A 16,593-nucleotide genomic window follows, 5' to 3' on the forward strand; every position below is an offset into this window, starting at 1 on the left:
CCATGCCCGGCGGCTCCTTGTGGCACCGCTCCGCTCGCCGGGCATGGCCCGGCGCTACCAGAGCACTCTCCGAAGCCATGAACCCCAGCTTTTGCCCCCGCTTTCGGGCGGTCCGGCCGCGCCCGCAGGAAACTGTCAGGGAGGTTGAGAGGGGGCTGCGCAGGACCGTTGGCGCCATGGATGGCGCCATCGAGCCCCCAAGGACGGGTTTACGGCGTGTCCTGCTCAGTCCCCTCTCAACCTCCCAACCGATAGCAACGACGCGCCAACACGACCCCCGATGAACCGTCCCCAGAGGACGACCCACCCCCCGGTCGGGTACGATGCTCGCCCCCCGTTCGGGCGCTGTATGCAATGAGCAAGAACAACGAAAAGGCCGCCCCGCAGGGCGATGTGACCCAGATCCAGGCCGAGGATGCCGTGCGCACCCTGCTGCGCTGGGCCGGTGAGGACCCCACCCGCGAAGGCCTGCTGGATACCCCGCGCCGCGTGGCTGAAGCCTATGGCGACTGGTTCAGCGGCTATCGCGACGACCCGCGCGCCTACATGGAACGCACCTTCGAGGAAGTGGCCGGCTACGACGAACTGATCGTCCTGCGCGACATCGAATACGAAAGCCACTGCGAGCACCACATGGCGCCGATCATCGGCCGCGTGCACGTCGGCTACCTGCCGGCCGGCAAGGTGGTGGGCATCAGCAAGCTGGCACGCGTGGTCGAAGCCTACGCCCGCCGCTTCCAGGTGCAGGAAAAGATGACCGCGCAGATCGCCCAGTGCATTCAGGATGTGCTGCAGCCGGTCGGTGTCGGCGTCGTCGTCGAAGGCGCCCATGAGTGCATGACCACCCGCGGCATCCACAAGCGTGGCGTCAGCATGGTCACCTCGAAGATGCTGGGCAGCTTCCGCGAGGATGCCCGCACCCGCGCCGAGTTCCTGCGCTTCATCGAAGTGGGCGGCAAGCGCTGAGCGCCGTCGCCTCCCGGTGGCGGCCCCGCGCGGCCGCCGCTTTCGCCGTGCCTGCGCCGCGCCTGCGCGCGCGCGCTGGCCGCCGCGCCCTTCGGACCGATCTCGCTGCATGAAGCACCGCGAACGCATCACCCGTTATCGCCACCTGCGCGAACAGCCGCAATGGAAGCTGCTCGCCGCCGACCACGCACCGGAAATCATCGGCCTGCTGCAGGGCCTGCTGATGGACGGCGATCGCACGTTGCCTGCATCGGTCCTCAACGAGCGCCTGCAGCGCGCGCTGGACCAGCTCAACGGTGACGAGCTGTCGCGCGAGCTGCCGCGGACCGCGCAGGCCTACGTTGCCCATTGGTTGGCGCAGGGCTGGCTGGAACGCCGGCTGCCCGAAGGCGCCGACCAGGAGCAGTACGAGCTCTCGACCCAGGCGCTGCAGGCGATCCGCTTCGCCGACAGCATGGAGCAGGCCCGCGTGGCCGCCACCGAGAGCCGTCTGGCACTGGTGATCGAACAGCTGTCGCAGCTCGCTGCGCAGACCGAGGCCGATCCCGACGCACGCCTGTCCGCACTGCGCGACGAGCGCGACCGCATCGATGCCGAGATCGCCCGTGTCGGCGCCGGCCGTGTGACGGCCCTGGACGGCAAGCGTGCGCTGGAACGTACGCGGCAGATCATCGGCCTGGCCGACGAACTGACCGAAGACTTCCGCCGCGTGCGCGACGACTTCGAACAGCTCAATCGTGATTTCCGCGAACGCATCATCGATGACGAGGGCGAGCGCGGCGACGTGCTGTCCAAGCTCTTCGAGGGCGTGGACGTGATCGGCGAGAGCGACGCGGGTCGTAGCTTCCAGGCGTTCTGGCGCCTGCTCAACGACGCCGAACAGAGCGCCCAGCTTGATGCCGCGCTGGAGACCCTGCTGGCCCGCGGCTTCGCCCGTCGGCTGGACCGCAACGAGCGCAACTTCCTGCGTGGCTTCACCAGCACCATGCTCGAGCGTGGTGGCCAGGTGCACGACGTGCTGCAGAACTTCGCGCGCAGCCTGCGCGGTTTCGTGCAGAGCCGTGGTTACCTGGAGCAGCGCCGCCTCAACCAGCTGTTGAAGCAGGCGCAGTCCGAAGCACTGGCGTTGCGCGATGACTTCCCGGCGCAGCGCGCCATCGGCCGCGACCTGCAGCTGACCACCAGCCGCCTGCGCTCGTGGTCGCAGTGGAAGCTGCACGACCCGCGCAGCGCCCAGGTCGATGGCAACGTCGAATACAACGATGCGGCCAGCATCAGCCTGGAAAGCGTGGGCGACCTGGTGGCGTCGTCGGAAATCGATTTCCGCACCCTGCGCCGCGACCTGCACGACCTGCTTGATGCGCAGCCGAAACTCAGCATCGCCCAGGCCCTGTCGCAGCGCGAAGCGCCGCAGGGGCTGGGCAGTGTCATCGGTTACCTCTCGCTGGGCACGCGCTTTGGCAGCGTGATCGCCGGCGAGCAGGAGCTTGCCGAATGGCGTGGTGGCGACGGACAGATCCGTCGCGCCCGCATCCCGCTGGTTTGGTTTACCCAGGAGAGACGCCATGAGCTGGCATGAAGACCCCATCGACGCACCGCATGCCGACCTGGCCGAAGACGCTTACCAGGCCGAGCCGGTGGCGACCGTGGCCCAGCCGCGGCGCGGCAACGACGTCTACTACATGGGCGATACCGGCCGCCTGCCGCTGGATGCGCGCCGCGCGCTGTGCCAGCTGCTGATCGGCCCCAGCATCGACCAGCTGCGCCACGCCAAGCTGTGGCCGGCACTGATCCGCAGCGAAGCCGGCATCCGTTCGGCGCTGTCGGACCTGTTCCTGGAACTGGTGCTCGACCGCGACAGTGGCGTGGCGTTCACCCGCCAGGCCGACACCGAGGACGTCGATGCGCCGGTACTGCTGCGCACCTCGCCGTTGACCTTCATTGATTCGGTGCTGTTGCTGTACCTGCGCCAGCAGCTGGGCGAAGCCGATGCACGCGGCAACCGCGCCGTGGTCGCCGATGCCGAGATGGCCGAAGCGCTGGCCATCTACGAGAAGAACCTGTCCACCGACCGCGCCGGCTTCAACCGCCGCGTCGCCTCGGCGGTGCAGAAGATGAAGGACAACCACATCCTGACCCGCCTCGGCGGCCAGGAAGACCGCCACGAAGTCTCGCCGGCGTTGAAGCTGCTGTTCTCCGCCGAAGACGTATCCCAGCTGTCGGCGGTTTACCGCCAGCTGCGCGAAACCCCGGCCGCTGAAGCCTGAGAGACCCGAGCACCGCATGGCCATTTCCAAGCACACTCCCGCCCTGTTCAACGACGGCCTGCCGGACCCGCGCCTGCAGCAGTTCCGCATGCGCCGCCTGCAGGTGCACAACTGGGGCACCTTCAACGGCCTGACCGAAGTGCCGATCGCCGAGCGCGGCTTCCTGTTCGTCGGCCGCTCCGGTTCGGGCAAGTCGACCCTGCTCGATGCCATGTCCGCACTGCTGACGCCACCGGCCATCGTCGACTTCAACGCCGCAGCGCGTGAAGCCGAACGCAGCGGCCGCGACCGCAACCTGGTGTCCTACGTGCGCGGCGCATGGGCCGACCAGCAGGACAGTGGCACCGGCGAAATCGCCACCCAGTACCTGCGCAAGGGCGCCACCTGGACCGCGCTGGTGCTGGAGTACCGCGCCGGTGATGGCCGCGTGGTCAGCCTGGTACGCCTGCTCTGGATCGCCGGCAGCAGCACCTCCGCCGGTGACGTGCGCAAGCACTACATGATCGCCGAGCGTCCGTTCGACATCGCCAAGGATCTGGGCGGCTTCGACCTGGATCTGCGCAAGCTCAAGCAGAAGCTGGCCGACGTCCATCACTTCGATACGTTCTCCGGCTACGCCGAACGCTTCCGCCACCTGCTCGGCATCGACAACGAGATGGCGCTGCGCCTGCTGCACAAGACGCAGTCGGCGAAGAATCTGGGTGACCTGAACGTCTTCCTGCGCGACTTCATGCTCGACACGCCGAAGACCTTCGACGCCGCCGAACGACTGGTCAGCGATTTCGCCGAACTCGATGGCGCGCACCAGGCCGTGGTCACCGCGCGGCGCCAGGTCGAAACCCTGCAGCCGGCGCGCGAACATTACGGCGACCTGCAGGCGATGAGCCGCCGTCGCGGCGACGACGAAGCGCTCAAGCTCGGTATCGACAGCTTCCGCGAAAGCCGCCGTCAGTTGCTGATCGAAGCGCGCCTGCGCGAGATGGACACGCGTGATCGCGGCCTGCTGGGTGAAGAGGCGCAGCGTCGTGCGGCGCTGGACAACCACACCGAACGCCTGGCCGAGCTGGAACTGCAGCGCCGCCAGCAGGGTGGTGAGCGCATCGAGGAGCTGGAACGCGAGCAGGGCCGCGCCGAAGCCGAACGTGATCGCCGCCTGGCCAAGCAGGCACAGGCGCGTGACGCCGCACAGAAGCTGCAGGCCGCGCTGCCCGAGGATGCACATGGCTTCGCCGAGCTGCTTGAGCAGGCGCAGTCCGAACTGGAAGACCGTCAGCGCGCGTCGAGCGCTCTGGACGATGCCATCAGCGAACGGCTGGGCGGCAAGCGCGACGACGAGCGCCGCTTCTCCGAAGTGCGTGGCGAACTGGAGGCGATGCAGCGCACGCCCTCCAGTATTCCGGCACCGATGCAGAAGCTGCGTGCGCGCCTGGCCGAAGAAACCGGCATTTCCGAAGCGGCACTGCCGTTCGTCGGCGAACTGATCCAGGTCCGCTCGGAAGAACAGAGCTGGCAGGGCGCGATCGAGCGCGTGCTCGGCGGCTTCGCGCAGTCGCTGCTGGTCGATGACAAGCATTACAACGAGGTGGCCGAGTGGGTGAACCGTACCCACCTGGGCATGCGTTTCACCTACTACCGCGTGCGTCGCAACGACGAGGCGTTCGCCCGCGAACCGTCCGCCAAGTCGCTGCTGCACAAGCTGGAACTGCGCGATCACGTGTTCGAAAGTTGGCTGCGCCGCGAGCTGGGCAAGCGTTTCGACTACGAATGCGTGGACGCCAAGCAGCTGCGCAACGTCGACCGCGGCATCACCCGCGAAGGCCAGGTCAAGCATCCGGGCGACCGCTTCGAGAAGGATGACCGCAGTGTGGTGAACGATCGCCGCCGCTGGCTGCTGGGCTTCAGCAACCGCGACAAGCTCGCTGTTTTCGAGAAGGAGGCGCAGGAACTGGCCGCCCGTATCGCCAGCTGCGATACCGACATCGCGCGCCTGCGCAGCCAGCGTGACCGCGACAACGAACGTCGCCTGGCCTGCCACCAGCTGGTCGGCATCAGTTGGAACGAAATCGACGTCGCCGCGCCGCAACAGCGCCTGGCCGACATCGAGGCCAGCCTGCACGCCCTGCGCGAAGGCAATGCCGACCTGGCCAGGATCGCCCAGCAGATCGACGCCACCCGCGCCGATATCGAGCAGGCCCGCCGCACTTACGAAGACACCCGCGTCGAGCGCGGCCAGCTGGTGCGCGAACGCGACCGCCTGGACCGGGCCCGCCAGCAGAGCCGTGCACTGGTATTGCCGGCACTGGCCGAAGACCAGGAAGCCGGCCTGGCCGAGCGCCTGCAGGAGCAGGGCCCGCTCAGCCTGGAAACGCTGGAGGCGCACATGCGCCAGGTCAGCAACGCGCTGAACGAACAGCTGTCGTCTTCGCAGCAGGACGTCAACCGCGTCGAGAACCTGCTGCTGGGCTGCTTCCGTCGCTTCATCCAGCAGTGGCCGGAAGAATCGGGCGACTTCACCGTGTCGGTGGCCTCGGCCGAGGATTTCCTCGCTCGCCTCGAGCGCCTTGAACGCGATGGCCTGCCGCAGCACGAAGAACGCTTCTTCGACCTGCTGCAGAACCAGAGCAAGAACAACCTGCTGGCGCTGCAGCGGCACAGTGCCGAGGCCCGCAAGTCGATCGGCCAGCGCCTGGACGAAGTCAACGCCAGCCTGGAGCAGGTGCCCTTCAACCGTGGCACCCTGCTGACCATCGAGCTGAACGACCGGCGCCTGCCGGAAGTGCAGGAGTTCCACCAACAGCTGCGCGAGGTGCTGTCGCAGCAGCAGACCGAGCAGCGCGACGTCGCCGAAACGCAGTTCACCGTCCTGCGCCAGCTGGTCAACCGGCTGGGCTCGCAGGAAGGCGAGGACAAGCGTTGGCGTGAGATTGTGCTGGACGTGCGCCTGCACGTGGAGTTCATCGGCGTGGAGCTGGACGTGGAAACGCGCCAGCAGGTCGAGATCTACCGCAGTGGCGCCGGCAAGTCCGGTGGCCAGCGGCAGAAGCTGGCCACCACCTGCCTGGCGGCGGCGTTGCGCTACCAGCTCGGCGGTGCCGACAGCCAGTTGCCCAGCTATGCCGCGGTCGTGCTCGACGAAGCCTTCGACAAGGCCGACAACGAGTTCACCGCGCTGGCGATGAACATCTTCGACAACTTCGGTTTCCAGATGGTGGTCGCCACCCCGCTGAAATCGGTGATGACGCTGGAGCCGTTCATCGGTGGCGCCTGCTTCGTCGAGATCAGCGGCCGCCACGATTCCGGCGTGCTGCTCATCGAGTACGACGAAGAAGGCAAGCGCCTGAAGCTGCCGGAGCGCAGCCGCCAGCAGGCCGACGAACCGGAAGAAGCCGAGGCCTGACCGTCTCGGCCTGTGGTAGCGCCGGGCCATGCCCGGCGGCGCTTGCGGCCGGAATCATCATGTGAACCTGTAGAGCCAAGCCATGCTCGGCTGCTCTCCGCGACCGGAAACCGCGTGCCCACCCAGGTTGGCACCTACCAGGTCGCGACGCTCATTCACGAACTACGGAACGTATCCCACGCCATCCGCGCGATCAGCACCACCACCAAGCCCACGAACAGCTTGCGGATGAACGGCGTGCCGCCCTTCAGCGCCAACCGCGTGCCCACCACCGAACCGATGATGTTGGCCGCTGCCATCGGCAGCGCGAACAGCCACAGGATGTTGCCGGTCGGCACGAAGAACGAGATCGCCGCCACGTTCGTCGCCAGGTTCACCACCTTCGAGGCTGCCGACGCACGCAGGAAGTCCAGCCCGAAGAAGCGCACGAACAGGAAGATCAGGAAGCTGCCGGTGCCGGGCCCGAAGAAGCCATCGTAGAAACCGATCGCCGCACCGATCGCCAGCGCGATCACCAGCTCGCGGCGGCCGATCTCCTGCGGCCGGTGCAGCGCGCCGAAGTCCTTCTTCCACAGCGTGTAGGCCAGCATCGCCACCAGCAGCACCAGCACCAGTGGCCGCACGGCGTCCTTGGGCAGCAGGCTGACCGCCGTAGCGCCAAGGAAAGAGAACACGAAGGCCGTACCGGCGGCGAACAGCACCGGCTTCCACGGGAAGCGCACGTTGCGCGCATAGCGCCATGCCGCCGCGCCGGTGCCGAACATCGAGCTGAACTTGTTGGTGCCGAACAGCATCGCCGGCGTCTGCTGCGGCAGCACCGTGAACAGGCCCGGCAACTGCACCAGTCCGCCGCCACCCACGGCCGCATCGACCAAGCCGGCAACGAAGGCGATCATCACCAGCCACCACAACTCAGGAGGAATCAGTTCCAGCACGGCGCTCGATCGAAGTGAGGGCGCGACAGCATACGCCTGTCACATTGCCCCCGCCCACGCGACAATACCCGCATGAGCCGAACCGCCCCCGATCCCTGTCCCTGTGGCCTGGCCGCCGACTACGCCGCCTGCTGCGGTCGCTTCCATGCCGGCGACGCCGCGCCCGATGCCGAGCGTCTGATGCGCTCGCGTTACAGCGCCTATGTGCGCCATCTGCCGGACTACCTGCGTGCCACCTGGCATCCGCATACCCGTCCCGCAGAACTCTCGCTCGATGATGCCCCCGGCCAGCGCACCCAGTGGCTGGGCCTGACCGTGCAGGATCACCAGGTGACCGGCACCGACAGCGCCGAGGTCCGCTTCACCGCCCGCTACCGTGTCGGCGGCGGCAGCGCAGTGAAAATGACCGAGCACAGCCGCTTCCTGCGGGTCGAGGGTCGCTGGTACTACCTCGACGCCGTCTGAGCGTGGCTGCCGCGCACGGCCAGCACGCGCTGGCCGCCATGCGCGCACACGCGGTTGCGGCCTTCCTCCTTGGCCGCATACAGCGCCTGGTCGGCCGCTTTGACCACCCCGGCAGGGCGCGGATCGACCCGGCTGTCGGCCAGGCCGATGCTGACGGTCACCTGCACCACCGCACCGCCACCGCCGCGCCCACGCTGCTGCTGGCCGAGCGTATCGTCACGGCTGCGGGTACTGCGGTCGCGCAGCTGCATCCGGCTCTGCTCGATGCCCTGCCGCAGCGCCTCCACCGCATCCACGCAGGCCGATGCCGGGCGATCGAGGAAAACCACCGCGAATTCCTCGCCGCCATATCGGAACGCGCGGCCGCCGTCGCCTACCCGCGACAACCGTGACGCCACCAGTTTCAGCACGTCATCGCCGGTGTCGTGGCCGTGGGTGTCGTTGAACTTCTTGAAATGATCGACGTCGATCATCGCAATGCTGTAGGTGCCGGTGGCGCGCTTGAGGGTTTCGTTGAATGCTCGGCGGCCGGGCAGGCCGGTCAGCTCGTCGCCGAAGGCCATGTGGAAGGACTCCTGCAGGGTCGCCGCCAACATCAGCAGCAGCGCCGCCACGCTCAGCGCCGGCAGCAGTACCGGCTGCAGGAAGATCCGCGGCAGCATCCACCACAGGCACAGCAGGGCCAGCAGCATGGCCGTATGCAGCGGCCGTGGCTGGCGCCATGCCTGCCATCCCAGCGCAGCGGTGGCCAGCAGGAACAACACGGCGGGCAGCTGCGCCAGCGCGTTCCAGTCGCTCGGTAGCCATGGGAAGTGCCGGTTCGACAGCAGGTCGTGCATGCCCTGCGGCTGCTGTGCCGCAAGCAGGATGAAGATCGCCACGGCAACACCGCTGATCGTGGCCCTCAGCAGCAGGTCCTGGCGGCGGCGCCCGCGCTCGGGCCACAGCGCATGGGCAGCGAACAACAACGGCAGCCAGGTCGAGATCGCGTGGAAGCGCAGTGGCGTCAGCGCCGTTACCCGGCCATCGCGCAGGTAGTGCCCCAGGTCCTGGTGCAGCACCGCAAAGGCCAGCGCCACCAGCAGCAACAGGCACAACGTGCGCACCTGGTTGTACAGCAGCGCAAGCCCTGCACCCAGGCAGGCCAGCAGCCAGGGCAGGATGCGCTGCCCGGCGCGGCCGACATCATCGTTTTCCAGGCTCGCCCACAGCACCAGCGCGACCAGCACGGCGGGCAGCACGAACAGGTAGTGCACAGGCTGTCGGAGCGGATGATGGGCCACACGGAATTCCAGCGCGGTCACGACGCGGCCGCAGCACTGCCGTTAGCGGCGCAACGGTGCCCTTCTTGAACGGTGCCCTTCCTGAATCCGCGAGCGCCGATGTGAACAGCATGGCACCGGGCCATGACATCGCGCTCACCGGCCGCGGCCGAAGCTGGTCGCATGGACAGCGTACCCGCCGCCGTCGCTGCCCCGCAGCATGACCTCGCCCGCCACTTCACCCACGTGCGGGGGCGCAGCGTGCAGCTGGCCGCACCGCTCAGCCCCGAAGACGCCCTGCTGCAGAGCATGGCCGATGCCAGCCCGGCCAAGTGGCACCTGGCCCACACCACCTGGTTCTTCGAACGCTTCGTGCTCGCCAGCCGGCCCGGCTACACACCCTGGGATACGGCCTGGGACTATCTGTTCAACAGTTACTACAAGAGTCTTGGCCCCGCCCACGCACGGCCACAGCGCGGTCTGCTGTCGCGACCCTCGCTGCAGCAGGTGCACGCCTACCGCCGGCACGTGGATGCGCAGGTGCTGGCACAACTGCGCGACGGCGATCTCGGTAGCGATGCCCTGCAGCACCTGCAGCTGGGGCTGCACCACGAACAGCAGCACCAGGAGCTGCTGCTCACCGACATCAAGCACGCCTTCTGGTGCAATCCGCTGCAGCCACCGTATCGCGATGATCTGCCCGTCGCCGTCAGCGCCGGCAGCGCGCAGGGCTGGGTCGAACAGGGCGAACGCATCGTCAGCATCGGTGCGTCCGCCTGGCCGCAGCGCGCGGCCTTCGCCTATGACAATGAATCGCCCGTGCATCGCGTGCTGCTTCCTGCGCATGCCATCGCCGAACGCCCCCTCAGCAACGCCGAGTACCGCGCCTTCATCGACGCGGGGGGTTACCGCGATGCACGCTGGTGGCTGAGCGAAGGCTGGGCGCTGCGCGAGGCCGAGCAGTGGCAGCATCCGCTGTACTGGGATGACGACCTGCTGCGCGAGTTCACCCTGGGTGGCTGGCGCGAGCTCGACCCGCACGCACCGGTCTGTCATCTCAGCTACTACGAAGCCGATGCCTGCGCACGCTGGGCCGGCGCCCGCCTGCCCACCGAATTCGAATGGGAAGCGGCCGCCGCCACGCAGCCGGTCGCAGGCCACTTCGCCGATGACGATCATCTGCACCCGATGGCAGGGCAGGGCGACGGACTGCGCCAGCTGTTCGGCGACGTGTGGGAATGGACCAGCAGCGCCTATGGCGCTTACCCCGGTTTCCGTCCCTTCGCCGGCAACCTCGGCGAATACAACGGCAAATTCATGTGTGGCCAGTGGGTACTGCGCGGTGGCAGCTGTGCCACCCCGCGTGGCCATGTACGCGCCAGCTACCGCAACTTCTTCATGCCACCCGCGCGGTGGCAGTTCTCAGGCCTGCGCCTGGCAAGGGATCTTTCATGAGTACCGTCCAGGATGCGCTGCAGGCGCTGACCGACCTGACCCCCGGCCGCCAGCAGATCCTTGCCGACGCCGTGGCGGGCCTGTCGCACGCCTCACGCCAGCTGCCGTCCAAGTACTTCTACGACGCGCGCGGCTCGCGCTTGTTCGAGCAGATCACCCACACCCGCGAGTACTACCCCACACGCACCGAGCTGGCCCTGCTGGATCGGGTGCTGCCGGAGATCGCGCAGGCGGTGGGGCCGCGCGTGCATGTGGTCGAACTGGGCAGCGGCAGCGGCCGCAAGACCGCCCGGCTGTTGGCCGCCCTGCAGGATGCGGTGGCCTATACGCCCATCGAGATCTCGCGCGCGGCGTTGCTGTCCAGCATCGACCACCTGGCCCCGGCGCTGCCGGACGTGGAAATGCTGCCGGTGTGTGCCGACTTCACCCGGCCGGTGCAGGTGCCCGCGCCGGACCGGCCTGCCGTGCGCCGGCTGCTGTTCTTCCCCGGTTCCACGCTGGGCAACTTCGCTGATGAGGACGCGATCGCGCTGCTGCGCGCGATGCGCCAGACCATGGGCAAGCAGGGCCTGGCCCTGGTCGGCATCGATCTGCACAAGGACCCGGCACTGATCGAGGCCGCCTACAACGATGCCGACGGTGTCACTGCCGCCTTCACCCTGAACCTGCTGGCGCGCCTCAACCGCGAGATCGGTAGTGATTTCGATCTCGACGGCTTCCGTCACCGGGCCCGTTACAGCACCGCGCGCCTGCGCATCGAAACCGACCTGGTCAGCCAGCGCGAGCAGGACGTCCATCTCGACGGCCGCACCTTCCACTTCAGCGCGGGCGAACCGATCCGCGTGGAGTACAGCCACAAGTACACCGACGCCAGCTTCGGTCATCTGCTGCAGCAGGCAGGGCTGGAGGTGGTGGCGCACTGGAACGCTGACCATCCTGCGTACGGCCTGCGCCTGCTGCGCCCCTTACCCTAGCCACAGGTAGTGCCGGCCGTTGGCCAGCAGCCGCGACCAACCTTGCCGCCCCTCCGCGTTACCATGGCTGCAGCACCGGCAACACGGAGGACGCCATGCCCATTCTGACCACGCTCGGCCTGGCCGCCGCGCTTGCCCTGCCAGCGGCCGCGCCGCCGACAGCCGCGGCAACCGCAGATCCCGCGTTCGCCCGCTGCATGGCGGGCCTGCAGGCTACGGCCGCCACCCAGGGCATTGCCGCTGACCGTTTCACGGCCATCACCGCCGGACTGCAGCCTGATCCCAGCGTGCTGCCGCTGCTCGACGCGCAGCCGGAGTTCACCACACCCATCTGGGACTACCTGGCCGCGCTGGTCGATCGCCAGCGCGTGGACGACGGTCGCGCCATGCTGCAGCAGCACCGCGATCTGCTTCAGCGCGTATCGACGCAGTACGGCGTCGATCCAGTCACCATCGTCGCCGTATGGGGTGTGGAGAGCGACTACGGCCGCGTGTTCGGCAAGCGCCCGCTGCTGCAGTCGCTGGCCACGCTGTCCTGTGCCGGCCGTCGGCAACCTTTCTTCCGCGGCGAACTGCTGGCGCTGGTCAAGCTCATCGACAAGGGGGACCTGCAGGCGCAGGGCCTGACCGGTTCCTGGGCCGGGGCCTTCGGCCACACCCAGTTCATGCCCAGCACCTACGCACGCATTGCCGTGGATGGTGATGGCGATGGCCGCCGCGATCTGGTCGGCAGCATTCCCGATGCATTGGCTTCCACCGCCAATTATCTGAAGCGTGCCGGCTGGCGGACCGGCGAACCCTGGGGCATGGAAGTGCGCGTCCCCGCCGGGTTCAACGCCAGCCAGGCCGGCCGCACCCAGCGCCGGGCACTGGCCGATTGGCGCGCACTGGGCGTGACCGGCCTGGACGGCAGCGCGCTGGCGCCGGCTGGCCTGCCCGCCGATGCCCGCGCCGCGCTGTTGCTGCCGGCCGGCAACAAGGGCCCGGCGCTGCTGGTGTTCCGCAACTACGACGCGATCTACAGCTACAACGCCGCCGAGAGCTATGCCCTGGCCATCGCCACCCTGGCCGACCGCCTGCGTGGCGGCAACGGCCTGGTCACCGCCTGGCCCACCGATGACCCCGGTCTTGGCCGCGACGAGCGCCGCCAGCTGCAGACCCTGCTGCTGGCGCGTGGCCATGACATCGGCGCCGCCGATGGCATGATCGGTACCGCCAGTCGTCGCGCCATCCAGGTCGAGCAGCGCCGTCTTGGTTGGGCCGACGCCGATGGTCGCGCCGGCCAGCGCATCCTGCGCGCGCTGCAGGGCGAACCGCAGGCGAGGGTCCCGGCCACACCCACCCGCTTCAGCCTTCCCACCAACTACAGTGCCGCGCAGTCGCCGGCCATCCGGAGTCGATCCAGCGTGCAACAGATAAAGGGTGTCAGCAGTGGCCAGTTCCAGGGACTCGACGCCTGGCTGGTGGAAACCCCGCAGGCCACCGCCGCCATCAGTGTGTTCGGCGGCCAACTGCTCTCGTTCGTGCCCAAGGGCCAGCCGGATGTGATGTGGCTTTCGCCCAGGCGTGCGGCACTGCCTGCGCCCATCCGCGGCGGCAGCCCGGTGTGCTGGCCGTACTTCGGCCGCCAGGGGCAGGGCGATGACGTGCCCGCCCATGGCTTCGTGCGCACCTTGCCCTGGGAACTGCAGCAGGCGCGCCGCCTCGACGATGGCAGCATCGAACTGACCCTGGCCCCACCTGCGTTGGACAACCTCGGTCTGCGTCTGACCATGACGGTGCGTGTCGGCCGTGAACTGCGCCAGCAGCTGCTCACCGAGAACACCGGCAAGGCCCCGGCCACCATCACCCAGGCGCTGCACAACTACTTCCGTGTCGGTGACGCCAGCAAGGTCGACGTCGACGGCGTCGATGGCCTGGACTACCTCGACAAGTTCGAGAACTACGCCCAGCCGCGTCGCCAGCAGGGTCCGTGGTCGCTACGCGATCCGCGTGACCCGGGCCGCAGCGACCGCATCTACACCCAGGCCGGCGGGCACTATGTGCTGCGCGACCCGGTGCTCAAGCGCCGCATCGACATCCGCACCGAAGGCAGCCGCTCGCTGGTGGCATGGAACCCTGGCGCCGACGCTGCCGCGAAGATGGCCGATGTCGGTGACGGTTGGCGCGACTACGTCTGCCTGGAAGCCGCCAACGCCGGGCCGGATGTGATCACCATCGCCCCCGGCGATCGCCACACGCTGGTGCAGACGCTGTCCAGCGCATCCCTGTAAACCGCGCAACACCCACACAGGAAGATCTTCAATGCAGGAAGCACAGTGGTACTACGCCCGCCACGGCAAGAGTGAAGGCCCAGTGGACCTGGCTGGCCTGCAGAGGCTGCAGCAGGACGGCGTCATCACCGGCCACACCCTGCTCTGGTGCGAGGGCATGGCTGGCTGGCAGCCGCTGCAGTCGCTGCAGTCGACTGCAGCGCCAGCGTCGGGTGCCGACGGCGTCGCCGACGGCCCGGCAGCACCGCCTGCCAGTGAGACCGCCGTCGCCGCAGCGTCCAGCCATGACCCATACCGCGCACCGACCGCAGCGGCAACGCCCGATGTCATTCCACTGGGCGCCGGACTGACCGGCCAGTTGGGTCTGTATGCAGCCATTGTCGGCGGCAACTTCCCGATCTATCGCAAGCGTTGGCGCCTGGACCAAGGCACCGCGAACGCGGCGGGCACCTGGCACTGGCCGGGGTTCCTGTTTGGCGTGATCTGGATGATGTACCGGAAGATGTACCGCATGGCCGCCATCTGGGTCGGCGTGCTGGTGGCATCCAGCGCGATCGAGGCCTTCATCGAAGTGCCGGATGCCCTGTCGCTGGTGATCAACCTGGGCCTGAGCGTTACCGTGGGTGTCTTTGCCAACAGCTGGTACCTGCAGCATTGCCAGCGGGAGATCGCACGCGCCCAGTCGCTCAGTACGGACAACGAGGCTGCGGTGCGCAGCACGCTGGCAGCACGTGGCGATACCAGCGTGATTGGTGCTGTGATCGCCATCGCCGTGTCCGTCACCCTGGGCATCGTCGGGGCCGTGTTGGCCGGCTGATTCCTTCAGCTGGCCTGCCGCGGCCGCAGCACCCACAGGCAGAGCGTCCCGGCGACCAGGCCCCAGAACGCAGAACCGATACCGGCCAGTGTCATCCCCGAGGCGGTCACCAGGAAGGTGACCAGCGCGGCCTCGCGGTCGCGCTCCACCGCCAATGCACTGGCCAGGCTGTTGCCGATGGTGCCGAACAGGGCGATACCGGCCACGCAGGCCACCAGTTCCTTGGGGAAGGCAGCGAACAGGGCCGCTACGGTGGCCCCGAACAGGCCGATGACGATATAGAAGGCGCCGGCCGCCATCGCCGCCGTGTAGCGCCGTGCCGGATCCTCGTGGGCATCACGGCCCATGCAGATCGCCGCAGTGATGGCCGCCAGGTTCAGTGCATAGGCGCCGAAGGGTGCCAGCAGCGTGTTGACCACGCCGATCCAGCCGATCACCGGCGACACCGGCGCGTCGTAGCCGGAGGCGCGCATCACCGCCACACCGGGGATGTTCTGCGAGGCCATGGTGACCACGAACAGGGGCAGGGCGATACCGACCATCGCCGTCCACGACAGCGAAGGAGTGACCCATTGCGGTACGGCCAGCTGCAGGTGCACCTGTTGTGCATGCAGCAGACCCTGGCTGGCGGCGATGGCGATGCCGACCAGCAGGGTGGCGATCACCGCATAACGAGGGAACAGGCGGCGGCCCAGCAGCCAGGTAGCGAACATGGCCAACGCCAGTAAGCGCTGGGTGTTCATTGCCACGAATACCTCCAGGCCGAAGCGCAGCAGCACACCGGCCAGCATGCCCGCGGCCAAGGCCATGGGCACGCGCTTCATCAACCGGGCGAACACCCCGGAGAAGCCAACGAGCATGCCCAGCACCGCCGCCAGCAGGAACGCACCGGTAGCTTCAGACAGAGACGCGCCACCGGCACCGACGACCAGCATCGCCGCACCCGGCGTCGACCATGCGGTGACCACCGGGACGCGGTAGCGCAGTGACAGGCCGATGCAGGTCACGCCCATGCCCAGCCCAAGGGCCCACATCCATGAGGCGATGTGCGCCTGGTCGGCACCCACGGCCTGCGCCGCCTGGAACACGATCACCGCCGAACTGGCGAAGCCGACCAGCACGGTGATGAAGCCGGCGACGATCGCCGGCATCGAAAGATCCCGCCACCATCCCTGTCGTACCGTCGTGTCCATCGTCTTCCTTCCTGTAGGCATCCGACTATAGATAGCGCCTGCGGCGTTGACCGCGCAACGCGCGGGCAACGCCGCAGTGATCGTTGCACGCCCGTTGTGCATGCAGCAGCCGATGCGTTGTCATGCTCCTGAAAAAAATGTGTTGACGAATTCTGCAGGATCTCTAGAATTCGCTCCCTTGCTGCAGCACGGCGACTTCTTCGGAAGCCACCAACGCGAACAGCGACGCCACCACCGCCGGACGAGATGATCGAACGAAGGTGTTGACGGACTCGAAAAGTCCGGCATAATAGGCGGCTCGCAACGACGAAAGGCCTTCGGGTCCAACGACGAAGCAGCATCGGCAACAACGTCCACTTCGGTGAGACGGCCTTGAAAAAAGGTGTTGACGAAGCGGAAAAGCCGGCTATAATGGGCGGCTCGCTACGAAGGAAACTTCGCAGCACACGGGAACGGCGCTGAGGCCACTTCCCAAGATCTTTGAAAGTATGCGCAGGTATCTTGTGAAGGCGCCTGCAGGAAGGATGATTGTCCATCTTGCAGACGTTTGATCAAGCAACTATTAATTGTTTTAAAGCAAGCGATACGT

The 16,593-nt window shown here is 67.6% G+C and carries 11 protein-coding genes and 2 pseudogenes; 10 read left to right on the forward strand and 3 right to left on the reverse strand.

The window, feature by feature from the left end; translation table 11 throughout:
- Positions 1-354: 354 nt before the first annotated feature.
- The 4 genes from folE to ACFX4F_RS20980 all read left to right on the forward strand — a co-directional run bounded on the left by folE (position 355) and on the right by ACFX4F_RS20980 (position 6,630).
- A complete protein-coding gene (folE, locus tag ACFX4F_RS20965; protein WP_380658279.1) occupies positions 355-966 on the forward strand; it encodes a GTP cyclohydrolase I FolE in 612 nt (203 codons plus the stop codon).
- A gap of 109 nt (positions 967-1,075) precedes the next feature.
- A complete protein-coding gene (locus tag ACFX4F_RS20970; protein WP_099821647.1) occupies positions 1,076-2,545 on the forward strand; it encodes a DUF3375 domain-containing protein in 1,470 nt (489 codons plus the stop codon).
- Positions 2,532-3,233: a DUF4194 domain-containing protein gene (locus ACFX4F_RS20975; protein WP_025875661.1), complete on the forward strand. Its 702-nt coding sequence runs from the start codon at positions 2,532-2,534 to the stop codon at positions 3,231-3,233. Before ACFX4F_RS20970 ends, ACFX4F_RS20975 begins: the two co-directional genes overlap by 14 nt.
- Positions 3,234-3,249: 16 nt before the next feature.
- Positions 3,250-6,630, forward strand: coding sequence for an ATP-binding protein (locus tag ACFX4F_RS20980; RefSeq protein ID WP_380658282.1), 3,381 nt, complete (start codon positions 3,250-3,252; stop codon positions 6,628-6,630).
- A gap of 155 nt (positions 6,631-6,785) precedes the next feature.
- Here the strand turns inward: ACFX4F_RS20980 and ACFX4F_RS20985 are convergent, their stop codons facing one another.
- Positions 6,786-7,565: a sulfite exporter TauE/SafE family protein gene (locus ACFX4F_RS20985; protein WP_380658284.1), complete on the reverse strand. Its 780-nt coding sequence runs from the start codon at positions 7,563-7,565 to the stop codon at positions 6,786-6,788.
- 72 nt (positions 7,566-7,637) lie between these two features.
- On the opposite strand from ACFX4F_RS20985, the gene ACFX4F_RS20990 reads away from it, so the two are divergent.
- Positions 7,638-8,030, forward strand: a complete 393-nt coding sequence (locus ACFX4F_RS20990) for a YchJ family metal-binding protein (protein ID WP_099821650.1) — start codon at positions 7,638-7,640, stop codon at positions 8,028-8,030.
- Here ACFX4F_RS20990 and ACFX4F_RS20995 read toward each other — a convergent pair.
- Complete coding sequence (locus tag ACFX4F_RS20995) at positions 8,012-9,313, reverse strand: diguanylate cyclase (RefSeq protein WP_380658292.1); 1,302 nt, start codon at positions 9,311-9,313, stop codon at positions 8,012-8,014. The genes ACFX4F_RS20990 and ACFX4F_RS20995 overlap by 19 nt on opposite strands.
- Before the next feature lie 162 nt (positions 9,314-9,475).
- Between ACFX4F_RS20995 and egtB the strand changes: the two genes are divergently transcribed.
- The 5 genes and pseudogenes from egtB (at position 9,476) to ACFX4F_RS21020 (ending at position 14,811) form a co-directional block, all read left to right on the forward strand.
- Positions 9,476-10,747, forward strand: coding sequence for an ergothioneine biosynthesis protein EgtB (gene egtB / locus ACFX4F_RS21000; protein ID WP_380658287.1), 1,272 nt, complete (start codon positions 9,476-9,478; stop codon positions 10,745-10,747).
- Positions 10,744-11,721, forward strand: coding sequence for an L-histidine N(alpha)-methyltransferase (egtD, locus tag ACFX4F_RS21005; protein ID WP_099821651.1), 978 nt, complete (start codon positions 10,744-10,746; stop codon positions 11,719-11,721). The genes egtB and egtD overlap by 4 nt, the downstream gene beginning before the upstream one ends.
- A 197-nt stretch (positions 11,722-11,918) precedes the next feature.
- Positions 11,919-13,110: pseudogene (locus ACFX4F_RS21010) on the forward strand (lytic murein transglycosylase); the annotation flags it as partial.
- Between the two features lie 71 nt (positions 13,111-13,181).
- A pseudogene (locus tag ACFX4F_RS21015) lies at positions 13,182-13,994 on the forward strand (D-hexose-6-phosphate mutarotase); the annotation flags it as partial.
- Between the two features lie 31 nt (positions 13,995-14,025).
- A complete protein-coding gene (locus ACFX4F_RS21020) occupies positions 14,026-14,811 on the forward strand; it encodes a DUF2628 domain-containing protein (RefSeq protein WP_380658289.1) in 786 nt (261 codons plus the stop codon).
- A gap of 5 nt (positions 14,812-14,816) precedes the next feature.
- Here ACFX4F_RS21020 and ACFX4F_RS21025 read toward each other — a convergent pair whose 3' ends face one another.
- The gene (locus ACFX4F_RS21025) at positions 14,817-16,004 is read right to left on the reverse strand and encodes a benzoate/H(+) symporter BenE family transporter (RefSeq protein ID WP_205406413.1); all 1,188 of its coding nucleotides are present in this window, start codon (positions 16,002-16,004) and stop codon (positions 14,817-14,819) included.
- Positions 16,005-16,593 lie beyond the last annotated feature (589 nt).

Origin of the sequence: Stenotrophomonas sp. YIM B13575, from assembly GCF_042787595.1 — a bacterium.
Taxonomy (GTDB): domain Bacteria; phylum Pseudomonadota; class Gammaproteobacteria; order Xanthomonadales; family Xanthomonadaceae; genus Stenotrophomonas; species Stenotrophomonas lactitubi_B.

What these genes read in the sequence shown, in the direction of transcription:
- folE (WP_380658279.1), top strand. Translation starts at nt 355, where the DNA reads ATGAGCAAGAACAACGAAAAGGCCGCCCCGCAGGGCGATGTGACCCAG.
- ACFX4F_RS20970 (WP_099821647.1), top strand. Translation starts at nt 1,076, where the DNA reads ATGAAGCACCGCGAACGCATCACCCGTTATCGCCACCTGCGCGAACAG.
- ACFX4F_RS20975 (WP_025875661.1), top strand. Translation starts at nt 2,532, where the DNA reads ATGAGCTGGCATGAAGACCCCATCGACGCACCGCATGCCGACCTGGCC.
- ACFX4F_RS20980 (WP_380658282.1), top strand. Translation starts at nt 3,250, where the DNA reads ATGGCCATTTCCAAGCACACTCCCGCCCTGTTCAACGACGGCCTGCCG.
- ACFX4F_RS20990 (WP_099821650.1), top strand. Translation starts at nt 7,638, where the DNA reads ATGAGCCGAACCGCCCCCGATCCCTGTCCCTGTGGCCTGGCCGCCGAC.
- egtB (WP_380658287.1), top strand. Translation starts at nt 9,476, where the DNA reads ATGGACAGCGTACCCGCCGCCGTCGCTGCCCCGCAGCATGACCTCGCC.
- egtD (WP_099821651.1), top strand. Translation starts at nt 10,744, where the DNA reads ATGAGTACCGTCCAGGATGCGCTGCAGGCGCTGACCGACCTGACCCCC.
- ACFX4F_RS21020 (WP_380658289.1), top strand. Translation starts at nt 14,026, where the DNA reads ATGCAGGAAGCACAGTGGTACTACGCCCGCCACGGCAAGAGTGAAGGC.
- ACFX4F_RS21025 (WP_205406413.1), bottom strand. Translation starts at nt 16,004, where the DNA reads ATGGACACGACGGTACGACAGGGATGGTGGCGGGATCTTTCGATGCCG.